Here is a 21,935-nt window from a genome sequence, read left to right as displayed (position 1 = left end):
AACAGACAGTGGGCCGGGCACCTCGGGGGTGCCCGGCCCGTTGTACGGGTACGGTGACCGCGTAATGACGAGCCGAGTCTGGTGGTGGACGTTGTGCTGATGCAGGGTTTCGCGGGATTGATGTGGCTGCTCTACCTCGCGATGCTGGCCTTCGCGGTGGTGGCCTTCGTGATGGCCGCCTTCTTCCGCGAGGACGCGTACCGCGCGGCCGACAAGCAGGGCAAGGGCTTCTGGCTGATCATCCTCGGTATCGCGGTGGCCGTGAACCTTCTGGTCCCGATGCTGTTCCTGCAGCTCGCGGGCCTGGTCGCGTCGATCGTCTTCTTCGTCGACGTCCGCCCGGCCCTGCGCCAGGTGTCCGGCGGCGGCAGGGGGCGTAGGGGCGGCGGCTCAAGCAGCGACGGCCCGTACGGCCCTTGGAACGGCGGCAGGTAGGAGACTCCCTGGGGGCAGCGCCCCCAGGGGCGCGGGGAACTGCGCGACCAGCCACAACGTGCCCGCACTCGCGTACGACAGGACCTGAACAGGACCTGAAACGGCGAGACGCCCTCAGGCCGCCCGATCCAACAGCACAACCGCCACGTCATCCGCCAACTCGCCCCCATTGAGCTCCCGCACCTCATTGACGGCAGCCCGCAACAACGCCTCCCCCCGCAGCCCCTCACCCAGCTGCCGCCGGACCATCTCCACCATGCCGTCCTGCCCGAGCCGCTCCCGCCCCGCACCGACGCGCCCCTCGATGAGCCCGTCGGTGTAGAGCATCAGGCTCCACTCCCGCCCCAGCTCCACCTGCATCCGCGGCCACCGGGCCCCGGGCAGCAGCCCGAGGGCGGGCCCGTTGTTGTCGTACGGCAGCAGCCGCGCCGGCCGCCCCGGGCGGGCCACCAGCGGCGCCGGATGCCCGGCGAGGCACAGCCCCGCGCGGCGCCCGTCCGGCGCGATGTCGACCGTGCACAGGGTCGCGAAGATCTCGTCGTCGGCCCGCTCGTGCTCCAGGACCTGCTGGAGCGTCCCCAGCAGTTCGTCCCCGCACAGCCCGGCAAGCGTCAGCGCCCGCCAGGCGATCCGCAGCTCCACGCCGAGCGCCGCCTCGTCGGGCCCGTGCCCGCAGACGTCGCCGATCATGGCGTGCACGGTGCCGTCGGAGGTCCGTACGACGTCGTAGAAGTCACCGCCGAGCAGCGCGCGCGAGCGCCCCGGCCGGTAGCGGGCGGCGAAACGCAGCGCCGATCCCTCCAGCAGCGGCGTGGGCAGCAGGCCACGCTCCAGGCGCCGGTTCTCCTGCGCCCGTACGCGGCCCTCCGCGAGCCGCCGCTCGGCGGTGTCGGAACGTTTCCGCTCCACGGCGTAACGGATCGCGCGGCTCAGCAGCCGGCTGTCCAGCTCGTCCCGGAAGAGATAGTCCTGGGCGCCCACGCGCACGGCCTCGGCACCGCGCTCGGCGTCGCCGGAGGCGGTGAGGGCGAGCACGGCGTGCCGCGGGGCGAGCTCCAGCACGTGCTTGAGCACGGCGAGCTCGTCGTCGTCACCGGCGCGCACCGGCGCGGGCAGCGCCAGGTCGAGCAGGATGCAGTGGACGTCGTCGGTGAGCAGGCGCTCGGCCTCGGTGAGGTTGCGGGCCGTGCGGACGCGGATGGGGTTGCCGGCGGAGTCCAGGAGCTCGGGCACGATCGTGGAGCCGCCGGGATCGTCCTCGATCACCAGCAGCGTCATGTGGGTGCCGTGGTGCTTCTCGACCGTGCCGTCCTTACGCGGGGTCTCCTCCTTCGGAGGGCCGCCGACCGGGCCGCCGAGTGCTGTCGCGGCCTGCGCCTGACCACCTTCCACGGCCGGGATCGCTCTCTGCCGCGGTACGGGTACGGGCATCGTCTTGGGTTCCTTCCCTCCCCCCGAGGGCATGGTGGGGCGAGGGACCTCGACCCACCGACGGGGACCATAGCGGTAGTCGGCGTCGCAACGGAATGGCGCACGGCACGCGGTTCGGCGGGCGGCCGCTGTCATATGCCGCGTTCCCTACCGCAGTTGGACACCCCGCCCGAGGTGCGGGAATGACGAACGTCACGTCCGCACCAGGTTTGTACGGCGCCCGGGGTGCCGTGCGTCACGTGACCCCGGTCTCAACGGCCCGCGGCGGTCTTAGGCGTCGGGCCGTACCACCGCCAGGATCGGCATCGACCCGGCCCCCGCGATCGTCACCGTCCGCCCCGGGCGTGGGGCGTGCACGATCGCGCCGTCGCCTATGTACATCGCGACATGGCTGGCATCGGAGTTGTAGATGATGAGGTCGCCGGGCCGCATGTCCTTGATGTCGATCTTCTTCAGCTGCTTCCACTGCTCCTGCGAGGTCCGCGGAATGGGCTGTCCGGCGCTGGCCCAGGCCTGTGAGGTGAGCCCCGAGCAGTCGTAGGACCCCGGTCCCTCGGCGCCCCACTCGTACGGCTTGCCGATCTGCGAGGTCGCGTACTCCACGGCCTTCTTGCCCTGCGCGGACGCCTTGCCGTTGATCTCGTCGAGGATGCCGGAGTCGAGCCAGGTGCTCTGCGCCTTGTAGGCGGCCTCCTGCTCCAGCCGCGCCAGCCGCTCCTTCTCCTTCTTCTCGAGCTTGGACTCGAGTTCCTCGGCGGCGGCGATCTGCTGCTTGACCTTCTTCTTGGCGGCGGCCTTGGCCTTCCGGTTGGCCTCCAGCTTCTCCCACTGTGCGGAGGCGTCGTCGGCGTACTGCTCCAAGTCCTCCTGGGTGCGGGTCAGTTCCTCCAGCAGCCCCTTGGTGGCGCGCTGCCCCTGGAGCACCCGCCCGGCCCCGTTGAGGAAGTCCTCCGGGTCGTCGCTGAGCATCAGCTGCGCCTCGTCGGGCAGTCCGCCGCTGCGGTACTGGGCGGCGGCCGCCGCACCCGCCCGCTTCTTCAGCTCGGCGAGCCGCTCCTGCCCCTTGACGATCTTCTTCGCCAACGCCACGATCGCGGCCGACTGCTGATCGGCGGCCTCCTCGGCGGCGTTGTACTGGTCCGTGGCCACGGCGGCGGCGTGATAGAGGCCGTCCAGCTTCTCGCGTACGGCCTCAAGGTCCTTGTCGGGCGCGACGGAGGGCGAAGCGCTGGGTGTCGGTGCAGGGGTGGGGGTCGGTGCCGCGAACGCCGTACCCGGAGCCGCCAGCACGGTGACCGCACAGACCACGGTCACGGCCGCCGCCAACAGCCCGCGCTTGCCCGCACCCATACCTCTGCCCCCAAAACCTGATTTACCGTCAGTAACTTACGGACGCTTGGGGGATCGTGCCATGTGCCACCGGAAAGCGACAGAGGTCGTGCGTCAGCGGTACTTCGCTCCTCCTGCCCCCCGTTCCCGCCCCCGACGACGATCTCCCCGCCTTTGTGACGAACGACTCACGGAGATCGTTCCCCGCAGCTCAGCGCCCCCGAGGTGCCAACGCCTCCCACGCCACGGTCACTTCACCCTGCCGCCATCGCGCAGGCCCGTCGGTCACGGGCCAGTCCGCGGTCAGGTCGCGCACGGCCCGCATCCAGCGCTGCCGGGCCCCGTACGAGGCGTAAGGCGCGGCGGCGGCCCACGCCCGGTCGAAGTCCCGCAGGAAGGCGTGCACCGGCTCGCCCGGCACATTGCGGTGGATAAGAGCTTTCGGCAGCCGCTCGGCCAGATCGGACGGCCGTTCCAGCGACCCCAGCCGGGTGGCGAACGTGACCGTCCGCGCCCCCTCGCCCCCGAGCGCGACCCACACATGCCGCCGACCGATCTCGTCGCAGGTCCCCTCGACCAGCAGCCCCCCGGGCGCGAGCCGCGCGCGGATCCGCGCCCAGACCTCCGCGACCTCACCCTCGTCGTACTGCCGCAGCACGTTCGCCGCCCGCACCAGCACGGGCCGCTGCGTCACCGGGATCTCGAACCCCCCGTGCCGGAAGACGAGCCCCTCCCGCTCGTACGGCTGGGCGGCGGCAACCCGGGCGGGTTCGATCTCCACCCCGACCACCCGCACCCGGGGCGCGACGGTCCGCAGCCGGGCGAGCAGCTCGACGGCGGTCCAGGGGGCGGCCCCGTACCCGAGGTCGACGGCGACGGGGTCCTCGGCGCGACGCAGCGCGGCCCCATGGGTGGCAGCGATCCAGCGATCCATGCGCCGCAGCCGATTGGGATTGGTGGTCCCGCGCGTGACAGTGCCCACGGGACGGGTACTGGCGCGAGATGTCATACGTACGAGGGTATGTGCCGGTCGGACCCCGCTCCTGTCCCCGGACGCACCCCATCCCCGAACAGTTGAGCGACGCCTGGTAATGCCCAGGCAAAAACCCCCACCGTCGGAATGGGAACCAGCCCCTCCGACGTTGCACCCCCTTGGAGGGCGCCCCACACCCTCCGTCCGGCATGCCCGCAGCAAGGAGGAAACGCCACGTGAGCCAGTACGTCAGCAGGCTCGGGCGTCGTTCCCCGGCCACATCCCCGAGGCTGAGGCTGCACCGTCGCCCCCGCCGGGTGGCGATGCTCTCCGTGCACACCTCCCCCCTCCACCAGCCCGGCACCGGCGACGCGGGCGGCATGAACGTCTACATCGTCGAGCTCGCGCAGCGCCTCGCCGCGATCAACATCGAGGTCGAGATCTTCACGCGCGCGACCACCGCCTCCCTCCCGCCCACGGTCGAGCTGTCCCCCGGCGTCCTGGTCCGCCACGTCGACGCCGGCCCCTACGAGGGCCTCGCCAAGGAGGACCTCCCCGCCCAGTTGTGCGCCTTCACGCACGGCGTGATGCAGGCGTGGGCCGGCCACCGCCCCGGCTACTACGACCTCGTCCACACCCACTACTGGCTCTCCGGCCACGTCGGCTGGCTCGCCGCCCAGCGCTGGGGCGTCCCCCTGGTGCACGCCATGCACACCATGGCCAAGGTCAAGAACGCCAACCTCGCCGACGGCGACACCCCCGAGCCCGCCGCCCGTGTCATCGGCGAGACCCAGATCGTCCAGGCGGCGGACCGGCTCATCGCGAACACCATCGAGGAACGCGACGAACTCGTCCACCACTACGACGCCGACCCCACCAAGGTCGCGGTCGTCCACCCCGGCGTGAACCTGGACCGCTTCTGTCCCGCCGACGGCCGCGCGGCCGCCCGCGCCCGCCTCGGCCTTCCGCAGGACGCGCTCATCCCCCTCTTCGCGGGCCGCATCCAGCCCCTGAAGGCCCCGGACATCCTCCTGCGCGCGGTCGCCGTCCTCCTCGACGAACGCCCGGAACTCCGCTCCCGCCTGGTCGTCCCCGTGGTCGGCGGCCCCAGCGGCAGCGGCCTCGCCAAGCCGGAGGGCCTGCAGAAGCTGGCCGCCCGCCTGGGCATCGCGGACGTCGTACGGTTCCGCCCGCCCGTCGGCCAGGACCAGCTCGCGGACTGGTTCCGCGCGGCATCGCTGCTGGTCATGCCGTCGTACAGCGAGTCCTTCGGCCTGGTGGCCATAGAGGCGCAGGCGACCGGTACCCCGGTCCTCGCGGCCGCGGTCGGCGGCCTGCCGGTGGCGGTCCGCGACGGCGAGACCGGCTTCCTCGTACGGGGCCACAACCCCGCCGACTACGCGCGCGTGCTCGAGCGTTTCGCCGACGACCCGCAGCTCGCCCCCCGCGCGGGCGCCGCGGCGGCCCGGCACGCGCAGTCCTTCGGCTGGGACACCGCGGCGGCGGCGACCGCCGACGTCTACACGGCCGCGCTGCAGGCCCACCGCCGTCGCGTACGCTCCCACCATGGCTGACGCGCAGAAGGTCATCGAGGCCGTCCTCAAGGACAACGAGCTCGACTGGGAGAGCCCCGCCCCCGGAAACTACGTCGTCCAGCTCCCCGGCACCTGCAAACTCAAGACGACGGTCTCCCTCCTCGTCGGCCGGCACTCCCTCTCCCTGAACGCGTTCGTCATCCGCCACCCCGACGAGAACGAGTCCGGCGTCCACCGCTGGCTCCTGGAGCGCAATCTCAAGCTGTACGGCGTGAGTTACGCCGTCGACCAGCTCGGCGACGTCTACGTCACCGCCAAGCTCCCGCTCGCCGCGGTCACCCCGGACGAGATCGACCGGCTCCTCGGCCAGACCCTGGAAGCGGCGGACGACAGCTTCAACACCCTCCTGGAACTGGGCTTCGCGACCGCGATCCGCAAGGAGTACGAGTGGCGCGTCTCGCGCGGCGAGTCCACCCGCAACCTGGACGCGTTCACCCACCTCACCCAGCGCCCGGCGGACGGCCCCTCACACTGACTTGGCGTACCGCCCCGGCGTGACCCCCACCAACTTCCGGAAGTGCCGGGTGAGATGGGACTGGTCGAAGAACCCGGTGGCGGTGGCGACCTCGCCGGGTCGCTGTCCCTCCAGGAGCAGCCGGCGGGCGCGGTCGACGCGGCGGGAGTTGAGGTACTGGTGCGGGGCGATGCCGTAGGCGGTGCTGAACGCCCGTACGAGATGGGCGGGATGGGCGTGCAGCAGCGCGGCGGCCTCCTCCAGGGCGACGCCCTCGACGATCCGTGCGTCCAGCAACTCCCTTAGTCGGCGGGCGAGTCCGGGGTCGGAGCGCGGGACGTCCGTGACCAGGCGCGGCCGTAGATGGGCCGTGAGCCGCTCCCCGATGAACGTCAGCCTGCTGGCCGCCTCCAGCTCGTCGCCGGGATGGTCGAGGGCGTGGTGCAGCTGCCCGACCCGCCGCCGCAGCACCGGGTCCCGCAGGTCGGGGGTGTCGACGGCGGACCCGACGAGATCCGCGCCGAGCAGCGAGGTGTCGAGATAGACGACCCGCTTGCGGAAGCCGCCCGGCGTGGCGGGGGAGCCGTTGTGCGGGACGTGCGGCGGCAGCAGCGACACGGTGTCGTGCGGGGTGCCGTGCTCGTGCCGGTCGAGGTCGTACCGTACGGCCCCGTCGTCCACGATCAGCAGCGTCCACGCCTCGTGGACGTGCATCGGATAGGCGTACCCCGTGAAGTGGGCGTGGAAGACCTCCACGACACCCGGGACGGCCGGGCGCCAGGCGGTGACTTCCTGCCGGGCGGCCATGCAAAGAACGTACAAGACGAAACCGTACGACCGCCCGCACGCTTCCTGCATGAGCACTGAACCGATCCGTTTCGACACCAAGATCGCCGTCCTGCTGCGCGAGGACCTGGAGTCCTGGCAGCGGCTGAACGTCACCGCGTTCCTCGTCAGCGGCCTCGGCACCGAGGTCCCCGAGGTGGTCGGGGAGCCGTACGAGGACGCGGACGGGGTGCGGTGTCTGCCGATGTTCCGGCAGCCGGTGCTGGTCTTCGAGGGCACCAAGGAGACGCTGAAGGCGGCCCACGCGCGCGTGCTGTCCCGTGCGCTGCCGCGCGCGGTGTTCACGAGCGACCTGTTCGCCACCGGCAACGACCGCGACAACCGGGCGGCGGTACGGGCCGTGCGGACGGCTGACCTCGACCTCGTCGGGATCGCCGTCTACGGCCCCCGCAATGCCGTCGACAAGGTCATGAAAGGCGCCCGGATGCATCCGTGACGGAATCTGCACAGCCCGTCCGCAACCGGGCCGTGGGCGGGCGCTGTTGAGGCGGAGATGCCCCGTTCGCGCGCCCGAGCGCGGCGCAGGCCGGCCGCCTGTGGGTGCCGGGTGTAGAGAACCTGCCCCCAATTCGTGGACGGGCCCTCATGGTTGGGTCACCGATGCCCTCAACTGCACGGCGACGAGCGCGGACGCGCTGGATGCCGGGCGCGCTCCGTGATTTGATCCTGCGCACCGCGCCCCGCCCGCTGTCCCCGCGGGGCGGTCCCCCCCCATGTGCACCCATGCGAAGGGCTGTTTCCTCATGAACTCCGCTCCCCAGGTTCAGACCGCCGAGCTCTCCGACGCCGACCTCGACACCGTCTCCGGCGGCCTGGCCCCCCAGGTCACCGTCTCCGTCGGCGACACCACCCTCAGCAGCGCGGACGTCCTCGCCCAGCTCGACTCGGTGAAGGCCACGGCGCTGGGCACCGTCGGCGGTGCGCTGGGCGCGCTGCCGCACGAGGTCGGCGTGACGGCGAGCCTCTGACCTCAGGTCCGGTCGTACGTCGTACGGCCACGAGCCCCCTGCCGTCCGGGCAGGGGGCTCGTCGCCGTTTCGCTGTCACTGCGCTTCTCAGGCGGCGCTGACCTCGGGCTTCGCGAGGGAGGGCGGTTCCGCGAGGACCGGCTCCTCGGCCGGCAGCCGCCGCATCACGGCCGCGTACCCGACCCCGGCCACCGTCCCGACGACCGCGCACAGCCCCCACAGCCACTCGGCGCCGTAGTGGTCGATGACGAGGCCGGACATCAGCGGGGCGATGAGGGAGGCGGCGGCCCAGGACAGGGTGTACATGCCCTGGTAGCGGCCGCGGCCGTGGACGGGGGAGAGGCGGACGACGAGGCTCGTCTGGGTCGGGGCGTTGACGATCTCGGCGAGCGTCCACACGCAGACGGTGAGGGCGAAGACGCCGATGGACCCGGCGAAGGCGGTCAGCCCGAAGCCGTACCCGGCGAGCAGGGACGAGATGACGAGCAGCCGGCGCGGGTCGCGGTGCTGGATGAACCGGGTGACGGGGATCTGGAGCGCGACGATCAGGACGCCGTTGACGGCGATGGCCATGCCGTAGTCGGCGGGCGTGAACCCGGCCTCGCCCATGGCCACCGGAAGTCCGACCGAGCCCTGCTGGAAGACGAGGGCGACGAGGAAGGACAGTCCGACGACACCCATGTAGCGCCCGTCGCGCAGTACGGTGCCGAGGCCGACCGCGGTGTCCGCCTTCTCCTCGCTGGGCGTGCGCTCGGGGCGTGACTCGGGCAGCTTCAGGAAGACGAGGATCGCGCAGACGGCGGTCATGGCGGCCTCGATGAGGAAGCCGGCGAGGTAGCTGAACTCGGCGATGAACCCGGCGCCCATGGAGGAGACGGCGAAGCCGAGGTTGATGGCCCAGTAGTTGAGCGAGAAGGCCCGCACCCGGTCCTCGGGCCGCACGATGTCGGCCATCATCGCCTGCACGGCCGGCCGTGAGGCGTTGGAGGTCAGGCCGACGAGGAAGGCGACGGCGGCGATGGCGGCGGGGTGGTGCATGAACCCGAGCAGGGCAACAGACAGGGCGGTCGAGCCCTGCGCGACGAGCAGCGTGGGCCGCCGCCCGAGCCGGTCGGTCATGACCCCCGCCCCGACGGAGGAGACGACGCCGCCCAGTCCGTGCAGGGAGGCGACGAGACCGGCGTAGGCCGCGCTGTAGCCGCGGTCCAGCGTCAGGTAGAGCGCCATGAAGGTGGCCACGAAGGCGCCGAGGCGGTTGACGAGGGTGCTGGTCCACAGCCACCAGAACTCGCGGGGGAGCCCGGAGACGGTCTCTCGGAGAGCGCGTCTCATGGTGACGAGTGGCATGGCGGATCCCCCGGTGATGTAAGTGTCCCAAGCGGCGATGAGAACTTACATAACAGGGTTCCGTCGGGGCCACTCAATTAACAGATCCCGTCAAGCGTCCGCCCATCGAGCGCGGGCGCGAGCGGCTGAGCCCTTGGATTACGCTCATACGCATGGCCGACGCACCGTACAAGCTGATCCTCCTCCGCCACGGCGAGAGCGAGTGGAACGCGAAGAACCTGTTCACCGGCTGGGTGGACGTCAACCTCAACGAGAAGGGCGAGAAGGAGGCGGTCCGCGGTGGCGAGCTCCTGAAGGACGCCGATCTCCTGCCCGACGTGGTCCACACGTCCCTCCAGAAGCGAGCGATCCGCACGGCGCAGCTGGCCCTGGAGGCCGCCGACCGCCACTGGATCCCGGTCCACCGCAGCTGGCGCCTGAACGAGCGCCACTACGGCGCCCTCCAGGGCAAGGACAAGGCGCAGACCCTCGCGGAGTTCGGCGAGGAGCAGTTCATGCTGTGGCGCCGCTCGTACGACACCCCGCCGCCCCCGCTCGAGGACGGCACGGAATTCTCCCAGTCCTCCGACGCCCGCTACTCCTCCATCCCCCCGGAGCTGCGCCCGCGCACGGAGTGCCTGAAGGACGTCGTCGTCCGCATGCTCCCCTACTGGTACGACGGCATCGTCCCCGACCTCCTGGCCGGCCGCACGGTCCTCGTCGCCGCCCACGGCAACAGCCTCCGCGCCTTGGTCAAGCACCTGGACGGCATCTCGGACGCCGACATCGCGGGCCTGAACATCCCGACGGGCATCCCCCTGTACTACGAACTCGACACCGACTTCAAGCCGGTCACCCCGGGCGGCCGCTACCTCGACCCGGAGGCGGCAGCGGCAGCGATCGAGGCGGTCAAGAACCAGGGCAAGAAGAAGTAGGGATAGCGATCATGCCTCCCACCTGCGCAAACGGCGCGGATGGGAGGCATTTTCACGCAGAAGCGGCTCAGACCGACAACGGCACCGGATGGATCTCGTCCGCCTTGTGCCCGGCGCGTTCGTGGATGCGCTGGACCGCTTCGGCCGACGGGGCCTCCGAGAGGCAGTAGACCGTGCCGGACTCGGGGTCCGCCCAGGCCTGCTCGAAGTGGACCTTCTCGTCCTTCTCTATGGCCAAATCGGCCTGGTGAGCCTCGCGCAGCTGGTCGGCGGTGATGCCTGCCATGCCGTGGTGTACGTCCATGAACCGGGCCATGTCCCCACACTCCCTCTCGTCGCTCGCTATCACTCCATGCTGCGCCCGCTCGCCCGCCCGTGCGACCGCACACCAAGGGCCCCGGCGCACCTTCGCACCGGGGCCCTTCACGTCGTACGAAACCGCGTCGGCCTACGTCAGCCGCACTGGCACGGATTGCCCGACTGGCAGCCGCAGCCGCAGCCCGAGCCGCAGCCGCACGCGGCGATCAGGAGCAGGTTCCTGACCTCGGGGGGCTGTTCGGTCTGGCGTTCCTGGGTGGGGTCGGGTGTCTTGCTCGGGGTGTCGGCCATGGGTCCTCCTCGAGGCAGGGGTCTGAACTCTCGGCCCTCGGATCAGACCCTGTGCCCATTGCATGCCCGCCCAGCAGGTCGCATCAACGGCGCACAGAGGCTTGCGCACGCCCCGAACAGGCCCCCGCGCGCCCGACGTCAGGTCCCCGACATGCCCCGAACAGGCACCCGCGCCCGACGTCAGGCCCCCGACACGCCCCGAAGAGGCACCCGCGCCCGACGTCAGGCCCCCTCCACCCCCGTCACCGGCTGGATGTCCGCCGTCAGCTCGTCCGCGTGCTCGCCCGTCACCAGGTACACCACCCGCTTCGCCACCGACACCGCGTGGTCGGCGAAGCGCTCGTAGTAGCGGCCCAGCAGGGTCACGTCGACGGCCGTCTCGATGCCGTGCTTCCACTTGTCGTCCAGCAGGTGCTGGAAGAGCGTGCGGTGCAGCAGGTCCATCTCGTCGTCGTCCTGCTCCAGCTGGAGCGCCAGGTCGACGTCCTTGGTGATGATGACCTCCGCCGCCTTCGCCATCAGGCGCTGCGCGAGCTGGCCCATCTCCAGGATCGTGGCGTGCAGGTCGTGGGGGATCGCACGCTCGGGGAAGCGCAGGCGGGCCAGCTTCGCGACGTGCTGGGCCAGGTCGCCCGAGCGCTCCAGGTCCGCCGACATGCGCAGTGACGTGACGACGATCCGGAGATCGGTCGCCACCGGCTGCTGCCTGGCCAGCAGGGCTATGGCCCGGGCCTCCAGGTCGTGCTGGAGGTCGTCGACCTTCTGGTCGGCCTCGATGACGCTCTCGGCCAGCTTCAGGTCGGAGTCGAGGATGGCCGTCGTGGCGCGCCCGATCGCCGACCCCACCAGCCGGGCCATCTCCACCAGACCGTCGCCGATCGAGTCCAGTTCCTCGTGGTACGCGTCCCGCATCAGGGGTCCCTCTCTTACGTCTGCCTCGGGGGTTCCGGGGGCCAGAACCAGCCTCCGGGAAGCCTGGGAAGGCTCCGGTCGACCGGCGCTGTGAACCCCACGCTCCCACGTTCGGCCCTGTACGCGTCGTTTTCCGCCACCCCAAATGAACCATCCCTGGCTCCAAGGTGAACTCTGGGCGACGAGTGTTCGAGCTCGCACCCCGATGGCTGTGGCCAGGACCGATCCCGTGCCTAACCTGGATGCATGGACGTGAACGCGGCGGTCGCCGCAGCGGCAGCGATCGCCGGAGTGCTCACCGGTGTGATCGCCATGCTGGCGTTCCGCTTCAGCGAGCGGGAGCAGAAACGCCCCACACGTACCTCCCTGCACACGGACCCGGTGCTTCCGCCGGGCGTGGACACCGTCCTGTCCGTCCTGCGCTCCTCCGCGGTCGTCCTCGACGAGGCCGACTCCGTCGTCAAGGCCAGCTCGGCCGCGTACGCGCTCGGCCTGGTCCGGGGCGGGAAGCTGGCCGTGGAGCCGATGCTCCTGATGGCCCGGGACACCAGACGGGACGGGGAGATACGACAGGTCGAACTGGACCTCCCCAGGCGCGGCACCGGGCGCGGGGAGGCCCTCGCGGTCTCGGCCCGCGTCGCGCCCCTGGGATCGCGTCTGGTGCTGCTCCTCGTCGAGGACCTCACAGAGGCCCGGCGCATCGAGGCGGTCAGGCGCGACTTCGTCGCGAACGTCAGCCATGAGCTCAAGACGCCGGTCGGCGCGCTCTCCCTGCTCTCCGAGGCCGTCATGGACGCGTCCGACGACCCGGAGGCCGTGACGCGCTTCGCCGGGCGGATGCAGATAGAGGCGACCCGGCTCACCAACCTGGTCCAGGAGCTCATCGATCTCTCGCGGGTCCAGAACGACGACCCGCTGGAGGACGCCGAGCCGGTGCGCGTCGACGAACTCGTCGCCGAGGCCATCGACCGCTGCCGCCACCAGGCCGGCACCAAGCAGATCACGATGGCCTCCGGCGGCACCGCCGACCTGAGGATCTGGGGCAACCGCGGCCAGCTCGCCGCGGCCCTCGGCAACCTCGTCGAGAACGCCGTGAACTACTCCCCGGCCCGCACCCGCGTCGGCATAGCCGCCCGCCGGGTCACCGCGCCCGGCGGAGAACTCATCGAGATCGCCGTGACCGACCAGGGCATCGGCATCTCCGACAAGGACAAGGAGCGCATCTTCGAGCGCTTCTACCGCGTCGACCCGGCCCGCTCCCGCCAGACGGGCGGCACGGGCCTCGGTCTCGCGATCGTCAAACACGTGGCCGCCTCGCACGGCGGGGAGGTCACGGTGTGGAGCTCCGAGGGTCAGGGCTCCACCTTCACCCTGCGACTGCCGGAGGCGGGGGCCGCCCGCGACCGCGCACCACACCAGTCCGGCCTCGAAGACGAGACCGGCGGGCCCACCGACTCATCCCCGTACGAACCGCTTCCCGCCCCGGAGGTCCTTCCGTGACCCGAGTGCTTGTCGTCGAGGACGAGGAGTCCTTCTCCGACGCCCTGTCGTACATGCTCCGCAAGGAGGGCTTCGAGGTCGCAGTGGCGACCACGGGCCCCGACGGACTCGACGAGTTCGAGCGCAACGGCGCCGACCTCGTCCTCCTCGACCTGATGCTGCCCGGCCTGCCGGGCACCGAGGTCTGCCGCCAGCTGCGCGGCCGTTCCAACGTCCCGGTCATCATGGTGACCGCCAAGGACAGCGAGATCGACAAGGTCGTAGGCCTGGAGATAGGAGCCGACGACTATGTCACCAAGCCGTTCTCCTCGCGCGAGCTGGTTGCCCGGATCCGCGCCGTACTGCGCCGCCGCGGCGAGCCCGAGGAGGTCACCCCGGCCGCCCTGGAGGCGGGCCCGGTCCGCATGGACGTGGACCGTCACGTGGTCACGGTCTCCGGCTCGAAGGTCGATCTCCCTCTCAAGGAGTTCGACCTCCTCGAGATGCTCCTGCGCAACGCGGGACGCGTCCTGACCCGCATGCAGCTCATCGACCGCGTCTGGGGCGCCGACTACGTGGGCGACACCAAGACCCTCGACGTCCACGTCAAGCGCCTGCGCGCGAAGATCGAGCCCGACCCGGGGGCGCCGCGGTACCTGGTGACGGTCCGGGGCCTGGGCTACAAGTTCGAGCCGTAGGCCGAGTCCGACTGGAGCCGGCGGACGGAGTCCGGCGCAGCCCGCCGAAGCCTGCGCAGCAGTGCGAGGGGGGCATCAAGAAGGGGTCCCTCGACGTCCACGTCAAGCGCCTGCGCGCGAAGATCGAGCCCGACCCGGGGGCGCCGCGGTACCTGGTGACGGTCCGGGGCCTGGGCTACAAGATCGAGCCGTAAACCGTCGTACGACGAACAAAGGGCGGGACCTCCGAAGAGGTCCCGCCCTTTCTCGTACGACTGCTCAGTGGGCCGCGCTCTCGCTCGCCGAAGCCGAAGCCGAAGCCGACGCCTCGCCCGACGGGGTCGCCGAGCCCGTGGCGGACTCGGTCGGGGACGGGGACGTCTCCGCGGGGGTCGACGGCAGCTCGGTCGGGCCCCACTTCTCGAAGTAGCTCTTGGCCGGGACGATGAAGGCCTGCAGGCTCACGTCACCGGTCTTGCTGAAGGAGAAGGTGACCTTCTGCGCGGCACCGTCCTTCAGGCCCTCACGGCTGCCGGACAGGACCGCGGAGGCGTTGCCCTCGCCGCCGAGGACGAGGGAGCCGCCCGCCGGGACGGTCAGCTTGCCCTTGCCCTTGGCGGGAGCGAGCTTGGCGGGCTCGCTGACGCCGGCCACGGTGATCGCGTCCAGCGTCTGCGCGCTGGTGCCGCTGTTGAACAGGGTCGCGGAGATCACGGACGGGCCGGTGGACTGCGCGTCGGGCTGGGTGATGACGAGGGCGTTCTGCACCTTGATCACGCCGACGGTGGTGGCCGCGTTGTCCGGCTTGATCTCCAGCGTCTGGGCGTTGTTGCCGGCGCCGCACGCGGCGAGCGAGGCGATCGAGAACGCGATGGCGGCGGCGGCGAGGGCGCCGCGTCGAAGGCTGCTGCTCACGGCGGCGGCAACTCCTTGACTCGAACGGGCGGGCACTGCATAAAGCCGCCCTAAGTGTCTGTCAGCGGCCTTAGGTTACCGAGCCGTTCCCGCGTCGCCGCACCCGACCCTCCCCTTCAAGCGCTCGGCTTCCCTCAGCAGGGGGTAGCCGGCCCGAGAAGGAGGCACGGAGTCACTGCCTTCACCAGTGACTCCCGAGTCGCTTTGGCACCCGTTCTCGTCCGGCATTCACATAAGAGTCCGTGCCACCACAAGCAAATCTTCCGTGAAGGAATCCGCGATCACCCACGGAATTGATCACGGGGTGATCCGGTGGCTGCTCGTGATTGCGGGTGATTGCACGTGATCAATTCCGGAATCGGCGCGGAAGCGACTCCGGCTACCGAACGGAGTAGCGGAAGTCGCACACATGGAACCAGACATATGGGGACGTTCGTCCTTCCTGGAGGTCCTCCGGATGCGTGTAACGTACGGGTTTCACCTCCCCCGGACAGCCGCTCCGACCTGCGAATACTTTCTTCCGCTCGCCCTCCGCAGCACGTTCCTGTTGCTGTTGTCAAGCCCCGAGATATGCCCTGACCTGCGAAAACGCCATTCAGAACGCGCAGTTTCCGTGTTACCCTGGATAGCCACGGAAGGGGTACCTGTCACATGACGTTCAAGGTTGGCGACACCGTGGTCTATCCCCATCACGGGGCCGCGCTGATCGAGGCTATCGAAACTCGCCAGATCAAAGGCGTGGACAAGACCTACTTGGTGCTGAAGGTCGCCCAGGGTGACCTGACGGTACGTGTGCCAGCGGACAATGCGGAGTTCGTCGGCGTGCGTGATGTGGTCGGTCAGGACGGGCTGGACCGGGTCTTCGAGGTGCTGCGCGCGCCGTACGCCGAGGAGCCCACGAACTGGTCCCGTCGTTACAAGGCAAATCTGGAGAAGCTCGCCTCCGGCGATGTCATCAAGGTCGCGGAAGTAGTGCGTGACCTGTGGCGTCGTGAGCGCGAGCGTGGACTCTCCGCCGGTGAGAAGCGCATGCTCGCCAAGGCCCGCCAGATCCTGGTGAGCGAGCTCGCCCTCGCGGAGAACACGAACGAGGACAAGGCCGAGGCCCTGCTCGACGAGGTCCTCGCGTCCTGACGACGCCCGCTGCCGCCAGGCCAGCACTCTGAAAATGCCGCGGTGCCCGATGACGTTCCACAGTCGCCGGGCGCTGCGGCATGTTCATGCCCGGACACTGTACGTTCGCCCGCAGCCGTCCGGTGCGACCACTGGGATGGGGACCCCTGACACCTGGAGCCCCCGATACTTGGCGTGCCGGGCCCGGGCAGCTGGCTCGACCGGCGCGTCACGGAAGGGTCCGGTCAAGGCGTCGCGCCCGGCACGCTGTCTGTCGTACCCACGTTGGCCGAGCACACAAACCTGACAGGAACCGATGTCTGACGATTCGCGCCCTTCGCCCACGACGGCCCGTGCCGAAGCCCGCACAGCGGTCGTGATCCCGGCCGCCGGCCGGGGCGTACGCCTTGGTCCAGGCGCCCCCAAAGCACTCCGCGCGCTGAACGGCACCCCGATGCTGATCCACGCGGTCCGCGCGATGGCCGCCTCCCGCGCGGTCTCCCTGGTCGTGGTCGTGGCCCCGCCCGACGGCGCCGCCGAGGTCAAGAGCCTCCTCGACGCGCACGCCCTGCCCGAGCGCACCGACTTCCTCATCGTCCCCGGCGGCGCCGAGCGCCAGGACTCCGTGAAGCTCGGTCTGGACGCCCTGCCGCCGGACTACGACATCGTCCTCGTCCATGACGCGGCCCGCCCGCTGGTCCCGGTGGACACCGTCGACGCCGTCATCGAGGCCGTACGGGACGGCGCGCCGGCCGTGGTGCCCGCGCTGCCCCTCGCCGACACGGTCAAGGAGGTCGAGCCCGCCTCGGCCGCGGGCGACCCGGAGCCGGTCGTCGCCACGCCCGAGCGCGCCCGGCTGCGTGCGGTCCAGACCCCGCAGGGCTTCGACCGGGCCACCCTGGTCCGCGCCCACGAGACGGTCACGGACAACGTCACCGACGACGCCAGCATGGTCGAGCAGCTCGGCCTGACCGTCGTGGTCGTGCCGGGGCACGAGGAGGCCTTCAAGGTGACCCGTCCCCTCGACCTCGTGCTCGCCGAGGCGGTCCTGGCCCGCAGGAGGCTCAACGATGGATTCTGAGACGTCCATGGTCCTCCCCCAGGTCGGCATCGGCACCGACATCCACGCCTTCGAAGAGGGCCGCGAGCTGTGGTGCGCCGGGCTGAAGTGGGAGGGCGAGGGGCCGGGCCTGGCCGGTCACTCCGACGCCGACGTCGTCGCGCACGCCGCCTGCAACGCGCTGTTCTCCGCGGCCGGCCTCGGCGACCTCGGCCAGCACTTCGGCACCGGCCGGCCCGAGTGGTCGGGTGCTTCCGGGATCACCTTGTTGACGGAGGCCGCGCGGATCGTGCGGGACGCCGGATTCCGGATCGGGAACATCGCCGTCCAGGTCGTGGGACCGCGCCCGAAGATCGGCAAGCGGCGGGACGAGGCGCAGAAGATCCTGTCCGAGGCGGCCGGGGCACCGGTGTCGGTGTCGGGCGCGACCACGGACGGACTGGGCTTCCCCGGCAGGGACGAAGGACTGATGGCGGTGGCGACCGCACTGGTCGTCCGAACCCGAGGATGAACCCTCTTATGAATCCTCGGACGAACCCGAGGATGACTGTTATCCACATCCGTCCGATGCACTAGGCATCGCCTACTACCCTGGTCTCGTGACTATTCGCCTGTACGACACCAACGCCCGGCAGATCCGTGACTTCACCCCGCTCACGCCGGGCTGCGTCTCGATCTACCTCTGTGGTGCCACCGTGCAGGCCGCACCGCACATCGGGCACATCCGGTCGGGGCTCAACTTCGACATCATGCGCCGGTGGTTCGAGTACCGCGGCTACGACGTGACCTTCATCAGGAACGTCACGGACATCGACGACAAGATCATCGCCAAGGCGGCCGAACAGGGCCGCCCCTGGTGGTCGATCGGGTACGAGAACGAGCGCGCCTTCAACGAGGGCTACGCCGCCCTCGGCTGCCTCCCGCCCACCTACGAGCCGCGGGCCACCGGCCATGTGACCGAGATGGTCGAGATGATGCAGGGCCTCATCGAGCGCGGCCACGCCTACGAGGCCGACGGCAACGTCTACTTCGACGTGCGCTCCTTCCCCGGCTACCTGGAGCTGTCCCGGCAGGAGCTGGACAACCTGCTCCAGCCGTCCGGCGAGGGCGAGACCGGCAAGCGGGACCCGCGCGACTTCGCCATGTGGAAGTCCGCCAAGCCCGGCGAGCCCACCTGGGGCACGCCGTGGGGCCGCGGGCGTCCCGGCTGGCACCTGGAGTGCTCGGCCATGGCGCACAAATACCTCGGCACCGCCTTCGACATCCACGGCGGCGGCCTCGACCTGATCTTCCCGCACCACGAGAACGAGATCGCCCAGGCCAAGGCCTTCGGCGACGACTTCGCCCAGTACTGGGTGCACAACGCCTGGGTCACCATGGCGGGCGACAAGATGTCCAAGTCGCTGGGCAACAGCGTGCTGGTCAGCGAGATGGTCAAGGCGTGGCGCCCGATCGTGCTGCGCTACTACCTGGGCACCCCGCACTACCGCTCGATGATCGAGTACAGCGAGGAGTCGCTGCGCGAGGCCGAGTCGGCGTTCGCCCGCATCGAGGGCTTCGTGCAGCGCGTCGTCGAGAAGGCCGGCCCTGTCGAGCCGTCCGCCGAGGTGCCGCCCGCCTTCGCCGAGGCCATGGACGACGACCTGGGCGTCCCGCAGGCGCTCGCCATCGTCCACACCACGGTCCGCCAGGGCAACTCCGCCCTGGCCGCCGACGACAAGGAAGCCGCCGTGGCCCGCCTCGCCGAGGTCCGCGCCATGCTCGGCGTCCTCGGCCTGGACCCGCTCGACCCGCACTGGGCCGGCGAGACCGACCGCGGCGAGGACCTGCACGGCGTGGTCGACAGCCTCGTCCGCCTCGTCCTCGACCAGCGCGAGGCCGCCCGCGGACGCAAGGACTGGGCCACCGCGGACGCCATCCGCGACCAGCTCAACCAGTCCGGACTGGCCATCGAGGACGGCCCCCAGGGACCGCGCTGGAGTCTCGGCCCCCGCTGAGCCCCACCCCGGTCACGAAGATCGATTGTGCCGTCCGGCTCTCCGGGCGGCACACTTCATAGAGCACACTTCACAGACGTACGAACATTTCGACGACGTAGGACAGGTAGGTCATGGCAGCCAACAACCGCCGCATGTCCGGCAAGAAGGGCGCGCAGGTCGGCAGTGGCGGCCAGCGACGCAAGGGTCTCGAGGGCAAGGGCCCGACCCCGCCCGCCGAGATGCGCAAGAAGCACAAGAAGAACCGCATCGCCACCGCCAAGGCGAAGCAGGCGGCGCGTCGTCCCGTGCCCCGCGGCCGGGGCGGCAAGGGCACCTCCGAGATGGTCGTCGGCCGTAACCCCGTCGTCGAGGCGCTGCGCGAGGGCGTGCCCGCGACGACGCTCTACGTCCAGCAGTTCATCGACAACGACGAGCGGGTGCGTGAGGCGCTCCAGCTCGCGGCCGAGCGCGGCGGGATCAACCTCATGGAGGCCCCCCGCCCCGAGCTCGACCGCATGACCAACGGCCTCAACCACCAGGGGCTCGTCCTCCAGGTCCCGCCGTACGAGTACGCGCACCCCGAGGACCTCGCCAGCGTCGCCTACGACGACGGCGAGGACCCGCTGATCGTCGCGCTGGACGGCGTGACCGACCCGCGCAACCTGGGCGCCGTCGTCCGCTCCGTCTCCGCCTTCGGCGGCCACGGTGTCGTCGTGCCCGAGCGGCGCGCGGCCGGCATGACCGCCGGCGCATGGAAGACGTCCGCCGGTACGGCCGCCCGGACGCCGGTCGCCCGCGCCACCAACCTCACGCGAGCCCTGGAGGGCTACAAGAAGGCCGGCATCGTCGTCGTCGGCCTCGCCGCCGACGGCGAGCACGAGGTCGGCGAACTGGACGCCCTCGACGGCCCGGTCGTCATCGTGGTCGGCAGCGAGGGCAAGGGCCTGTCCCGACTCGTCGGCGAGACCTGCGACTTCCGCGTCCGCATTCCGATGCCGGGCGGTGCCGAGTCCCTCAACGCCGGTGTGGCGGCGGGGATCGTGCTGTACGAGGCGGCGCGTCGGCGCGGCTGATGGCGGGGTGCTTCCGCGGCGCCCGCCGCGGCTGAACGCGCGTGCCCATCCTCACCCGTACGGGGTAATCGGGGTGTTCTGCGCAAGCTTGACGGGGTCCGGACACATCCGGGCAGTCAAAGCAGTGTCCTAACCACACGTCACTCGGTTAGATGAGTGTGGACACCAGAACACCCCGCACACCCACGGGGGACCGCTCGTCGGGCTTCAACTCCGGATTCGCCTCCGGACTCGACGACGCTCCCGCGCTGAGCATGGTGAAGGTGCCGAGCGATCCGGCGCAGATCATCGTCAATCACGCCAGCTTCCGCGTGCAGTTGGGCGCGACGACGAGACGCGCGGCCCAATCCCCGCGGATCGCCCGGCACTTGAGCGCCACCGAGGACACCGCCCGGATGCCCGCCGTCGGTGCCACGGGCACTGGTGCGGCGCGCCGCCGGCCCGTCGTCTGGAGCGGCAAGTCCGCCCCCGACGACACCGGCGCCCACCGCCTGCTCCAGGCCGTGCGAGGCGGCGTCCGACCCGTCGAGGAGCAGACCGCCGACGCCGGAGCCACCCAGGTAATCCCCCGCATCGACGTCGACGGCGGCTACGAGCCCGGCTACGACGACGGGTTGACCCGGACCGTCGAGACCCCCGTCGTCGGCGCCCAGCGCACCCACGAGCCGCTGCTGCCCGGCATGCGCACGGCGGGCAGCGCCTACGACGAGGAACTCGCCTACGCGGACGAGCAGTTCGCCGACGCGGTCGACGTGGAGACCGGCACCCCCGGCAGGCGCCACGGCGACGACCCCGCCCGGCACGCCTACTACCCCGGCCGCCGTATGAACCTCGGCGTCGTCCTCCTCCCGCTGCGCATCTTCCTCGGCTTCATCTCCATCTACGCCGGCATGGGCAAGCTGTGCGACCCCGTCTACTTCGACGGCGGCAAGCGCGGCTCCATGGTCAAGTGGCTCAACACCCTGCACCCCTGGGAAGTCGCCGAGCCGCTGCGCCAGTTCGCCCTGCACCACCCCGTCGGCTCCGGCCTGGTCATCGCCTTCCTCCAGGTCATCGTCGGCGTCCTCACCATCCTCGGCTGCTGGCAGCGCGTCGCCGGCGTCGTCGGCGCGCTGCTCTCCGCCGCGCTGCTCCTCACGGTCAGCTGGAAGAGCGTCCCCGCCTACGACGCGCCCGACATCATCTACCTCGCCGCCTGGTCCCCGCTGATCATCGCCGGCGCCCCCGTCTACTCCATCGACGGCCGCCTCGCGGGCAGCGCCTGGCGTCGCCTCGGACCCCGCTCCGACATCTGGGACCTGCGCCGCTACGTCCTGCGCCGCGGCGCCCTCGTGACGGCCATCGTCATCGGCCTCACGCTGCTGATCGGCTCCCTCCTCGGCGGTGCCGTCCGGGACGCCGACCGGGTCGTCGTCCCCGGGCCCGGCGAGGCCCCGCGCAACGAACTGCCGGGCTCCCCGCTCCCGCAGGACCCGGCCAAGCACAAGAAGCGCCCCAAGGCCTCCACGTCGCCCACCCACGGTGCCACGGCCGGTGCCACCCCCTCCGGCTCCGCGACCACCCCGGGCGCCACCCGCGACACCGGCACGGCCGGCACGCCCAGCCAGACCCAGGGCACCGGCCAGGCGCCGCCCCAGCAGTCGTCCCCGGCCCAGCAGGCCCCCAGCACCAGCTCGGGACCGACCGGCTCCACCGGCGGCACCGGCTCCAGCGGAGGAACGGACACGGGAGGCACGTCCTCCGGTGAACCGGGCCTGGTAGGCGGCCTGTTGGGGTAGACGGGCCGGTGGGAGGCATCCTCGGGCAACCCACCGGCTGAACCGCAG

General features: G+C 70.8%; 23 protein-coding genes and 1 pseudogene. 15 read left to right on the top strand and 9 right to left on the bottom strand.

Annotated elements, in window-relative coordinates; translation table 11 throughout:
• Positions 1-99 precede the first annotated feature (99 nt).
• Positions 100-435: a DUF2516 family protein gene (locus tag CRP56_RS19615; protein WP_373559653.1), complete on the top strand. Its 336-nt coding sequence runs from the start codon at positions 100-102 to the stop codon at positions 433-435.
• Between the two features lie 114 nt (positions 436-549).
• Here CRP56_RS19615 and CRP56_RS19610 read toward each other — a convergent pair whose 3' ends face one another.
• The 3 genes from CRP56_RS19610 to CRP56_RS19600 all read right to left on the bottom strand — a co-directional run bounded on the left by CRP56_RS19610 (position 550) and on the right by CRP56_RS19600 (position 4,204).
• The gene (locus CRP56_RS19610) at positions 550-1,866 is read right to left on the bottom strand and encodes a PP2C family protein-serine/threonine phosphatase (protein WP_179851066.1); all 1,317 of its coding nucleotides are present in this window, start codon (positions 1,864-1,866) and stop codon (positions 550-552) included.
• 270 nt (positions 1,867-2,136) lie between these two features.
• Complete coding sequence (locus tag CRP56_RS19605; protein ID WP_097265782.1) at positions 2,137-3,216, bottom strand: C40 family peptidase; 1,080 nt, start codon at positions 3,214-3,216, stop codon at positions 2,137-2,139.
• A gap of 190 nt (positions 3,217-3,406) precedes the next feature.
• Complete coding sequence (locus tag CRP56_RS19600) at positions 3,407-4,204, bottom strand: class I SAM-dependent methyltransferase (RefSeq protein WP_097265781.1); 798 nt, start codon at positions 4,202-4,204, stop codon at positions 3,407-3,409.
• A 200-nt stretch (positions 4,205-4,404) separates the two neighbouring features.
• Between CRP56_RS19600 and mshA the strand changes: the two genes are divergently transcribed.
• Both mshA and CRP56_RS19590 read left to right on the top strand, forming a co-directional pair.
• Complete coding sequence (mshA, locus tag CRP56_RS19595) at positions 4,405-5,742, top strand: D-inositol-3-phosphate glycosyltransferase (RefSeq protein ID WP_097265779.1); 1,338 nt, start codon at positions 4,405-4,407, stop codon at positions 5,740-5,742.
• Entirely contained in the window at positions 5,735-6,238 is a 504-nt protein-coding gene (locus CRP56_RS19590; RefSeq protein WP_097265777.1) for a YbjN domain-containing protein, read from the top strand. The genes mshA and CRP56_RS19590 overlap by 8 nt, the downstream gene beginning before the upstream one ends.
• On the opposite strand, the gene CRP56_RS19585 is transcribed toward CRP56_RS19590, so the two are convergent.
• Positions 6,230-7,024 carry an AraC family transcriptional regulator gene (locus tag CRP56_RS19585; RefSeq protein WP_097265776.1) on the bottom strand — a complete coding sequence of 265 codons (795 nt, stop codon included), beginning with the start codon at positions 7,022-7,024 and terminating at the stop codon, positions 6,230-6,232. The two genes, CRP56_RS19590 and CRP56_RS19585, sit on opposite strands and share 9 nt — an antisense overlap.
• A 49-nt stretch (positions 7,025-7,073) precedes the next feature.
• Between CRP56_RS19585 and CRP56_RS19580 the strand changes: the two genes are divergently transcribed.
• Both CRP56_RS19580 and CRP56_RS19575 read left to right on the top strand, forming a co-directional pair.
• Positions 7,074-7,499, top strand: coding sequence for a DUF2000 domain-containing protein (locus CRP56_RS19580; protein WP_097265774.1), 426 nt, complete (start codon positions 7,074-7,076; stop codon positions 7,497-7,499).
• Between the two features lie 307 nt (positions 7,500-7,806).
• Positions 7,807-8,031 carry a hypothetical protein gene (locus tag CRP56_RS19575; RefSeq protein ID WP_097265772.1) on the top strand — a complete coding sequence of 75 codons (225 nt, stop codon included), beginning with the start codon at positions 7,807-7,809 and terminating at the stop codon, positions 8,029-8,031.
• A gap of 87 nt (positions 8,032-8,118) precedes the next feature.
• On the opposite strand, the gene CRP56_RS19570 is transcribed toward CRP56_RS19575, so the two are convergent.
• Positions 8,119-9,378, bottom strand: coding sequence for an MDR family MFS transporter (locus CRP56_RS19570; RefSeq protein WP_097265771.1), 1,260 nt, complete (start codon positions 9,376-9,378; stop codon positions 8,119-8,121).
• Between the two features lie 152 nt (positions 9,379-9,530).
• Between CRP56_RS19570 and CRP56_RS19565 the strand changes: the two genes are divergently transcribed.
• Entirely contained in the window at positions 9,531-10,292 is a 762-nt protein-coding gene (locus tag CRP56_RS19565) for a phosphoglyceromutase (RefSeq protein ID WP_097265769.1), read from the top strand.
• A gap of 67 nt (positions 10,293-10,359) precedes the next feature.
• Here CRP56_RS19565 and CRP56_RS19560 read toward each other — a convergent pair whose 3' ends face one another.
• The 3 genes from CRP56_RS19560 to phoU form a co-directional block, all read right to left on the bottom strand.
• Complete coding sequence (locus CRP56_RS19560) at positions 10,360-10,608, bottom strand: SCO4226 family nickel-binding protein (RefSeq protein ID WP_097265768.1); 249 nt, start codon at positions 10,606-10,608, stop codon at positions 10,360-10,362.
• Positions 10,609-10,745: 137 nt separating this feature from the next.
• On the bottom strand, positions 10,746-10,901 hold the full coding sequence (locus CRP56_RS47605; RefSeq protein WP_179851065.1) for a hypothetical protein: 156 nt from the start codon (positions 10,899-10,901) through the stop codon (positions 10,746-10,748).
• Positions 10,902-11,123: 222 nt separating this feature from the next.
• Positions 11,124-11,813: a phosphate signaling complex protein PhoU gene (gene phoU, locus CRP56_RS19555; RefSeq protein WP_097265766.1), complete on the bottom strand. Its 690-nt coding sequence runs from the start codon at positions 11,811-11,813 to the stop codon at positions 11,124-11,126.
• Positions 11,814-12,059: 246 nt separating this feature from the next.
• On the opposite strand from phoU, the gene CRP56_RS19550 reads away from it, so the two are divergent.
• The 3 genes and pseudogenes from CRP56_RS19550 to CRP56_RS46720 all read left to right on the top strand — a co-directional run.
• The gene (locus tag CRP56_RS19550) at positions 12,060-13,313 is read left to right on the top strand and encodes a sensor histidine kinase (RefSeq protein WP_097265765.1); all 1,254 of its coding nucleotides are present in this window, start codon (positions 12,060-12,062) and stop codon (positions 13,311-13,313) included.
• Entirely contained in the window at positions 13,310-13,990 is a 681-nt protein-coding gene (locus CRP56_RS19545) for a response regulator transcription factor (RefSeq protein WP_015659563.1), read from the top strand. Before CRP56_RS19550 ends, CRP56_RS19545 begins: the two co-directional genes overlap by 4 nt.
• A gap of 86 nt (positions 13,991-14,076) precedes the next feature.
• Positions 14,077-14,184 (top strand): annotated as a pseudogene (locus tag CRP56_RS46720) (winged helix-turn-helix domain-containing protein); the annotation flags it as partial.
• Positions 14,185-14,248: 64 nt separating this feature from the next.
• Here CRP56_RS46720 and CRP56_RS19535 read toward each other — a convergent pair.
• A complete protein-coding gene (locus CRP56_RS19535; protein WP_097265763.1) occupies positions 14,249-14,884 on the bottom strand; it encodes a DUF461 domain-containing protein in 636 nt (211 codons plus the stop codon).
• A gap of 651 nt (positions 14,885-15,535) precedes the next feature.
• Between CRP56_RS19535 and CRP56_RS19525 the strand changes: the two genes are divergently transcribed.
• The 6 genes from CRP56_RS19525 (at position 15,536) to CRP56_RS19500 (ending at position 21,887) form a co-directional block, all read left to right on the top strand.
• Positions 15,536-16,018 carry a CarD family transcriptional regulator gene (locus CRP56_RS19525; protein WP_003953493.1) on the top strand — a complete coding sequence of 161 codons (483 nt, stop codon included), beginning with the start codon at positions 15,536-15,538 and terminating at the stop codon, positions 16,016-16,018.
• Positions 16,019-16,313: 295 nt separating this feature from the next.
• Positions 16,314-17,078 carry a 2-C-methyl-D-erythritol 4-phosphate cytidylyltransferase gene (ispD, locus tag CRP56_RS19520; protein WP_097265760.1) on the top strand — a complete coding sequence of 255 codons (765 nt, stop codon included), beginning with the start codon at positions 16,314-16,316 and terminating at the stop codon, positions 17,076-17,078.
• Positions 17,068-17,568, top strand: coding sequence for a 2-C-methyl-D-erythritol 2,4-cyclodiphosphate synthase (gene ispF, locus CRP56_RS19515; RefSeq protein WP_097265759.1), 501 nt, complete (start codon positions 17,068-17,070; stop codon positions 17,566-17,568). Before ispD ends, ispF begins: the two co-directional genes overlap by 11 nt.
• An 88-nt stretch (positions 17,569-17,656) precedes the next feature.
• Positions 17,657-19,054, top strand: a complete 1,398-nt coding sequence (gene cysS / locus CRP56_RS19510; protein WP_097265757.1) for a cysteine--tRNA ligase — start codon at positions 17,657-17,659, stop codon at positions 19,052-19,054.
• A gap of 113 nt (positions 19,055-19,167) precedes the next feature.
• Positions 19,168-20,109, top strand: a complete 942-nt coding sequence (gene rlmB / locus CRP56_RS19505) for a 23S rRNA (guanosine(2251)-2'-O)-methyltransferase RlmB (protein WP_097265756.1) — start codon at positions 19,168-19,170, stop codon at positions 20,107-20,109.
• 152 nt (positions 20,110-20,261) lie between these two features.
• Entirely contained in the window at positions 20,262-21,887 is a 1,626-nt protein-coding gene (locus CRP56_RS19500; protein ID WP_179851064.1) for a DoxX family protein, read from the top strand.
• Positions 21,888-21,935: the final 48 nt, after the last annotated feature.

It is taken from the genome of Streptomyces sp. TLI_55, assembly GCF_900206255.1.
GTDB lineage: Bacteria > Actinomycetota > Actinomycetes > Streptomycetales > Streptomycetaceae > Streptomyces > Streptomyces aquilus.
Note: the sequence above shows the minus strand (reverse complement) of the source record. Positions and strands in the feature narration are given on the sequence as shown.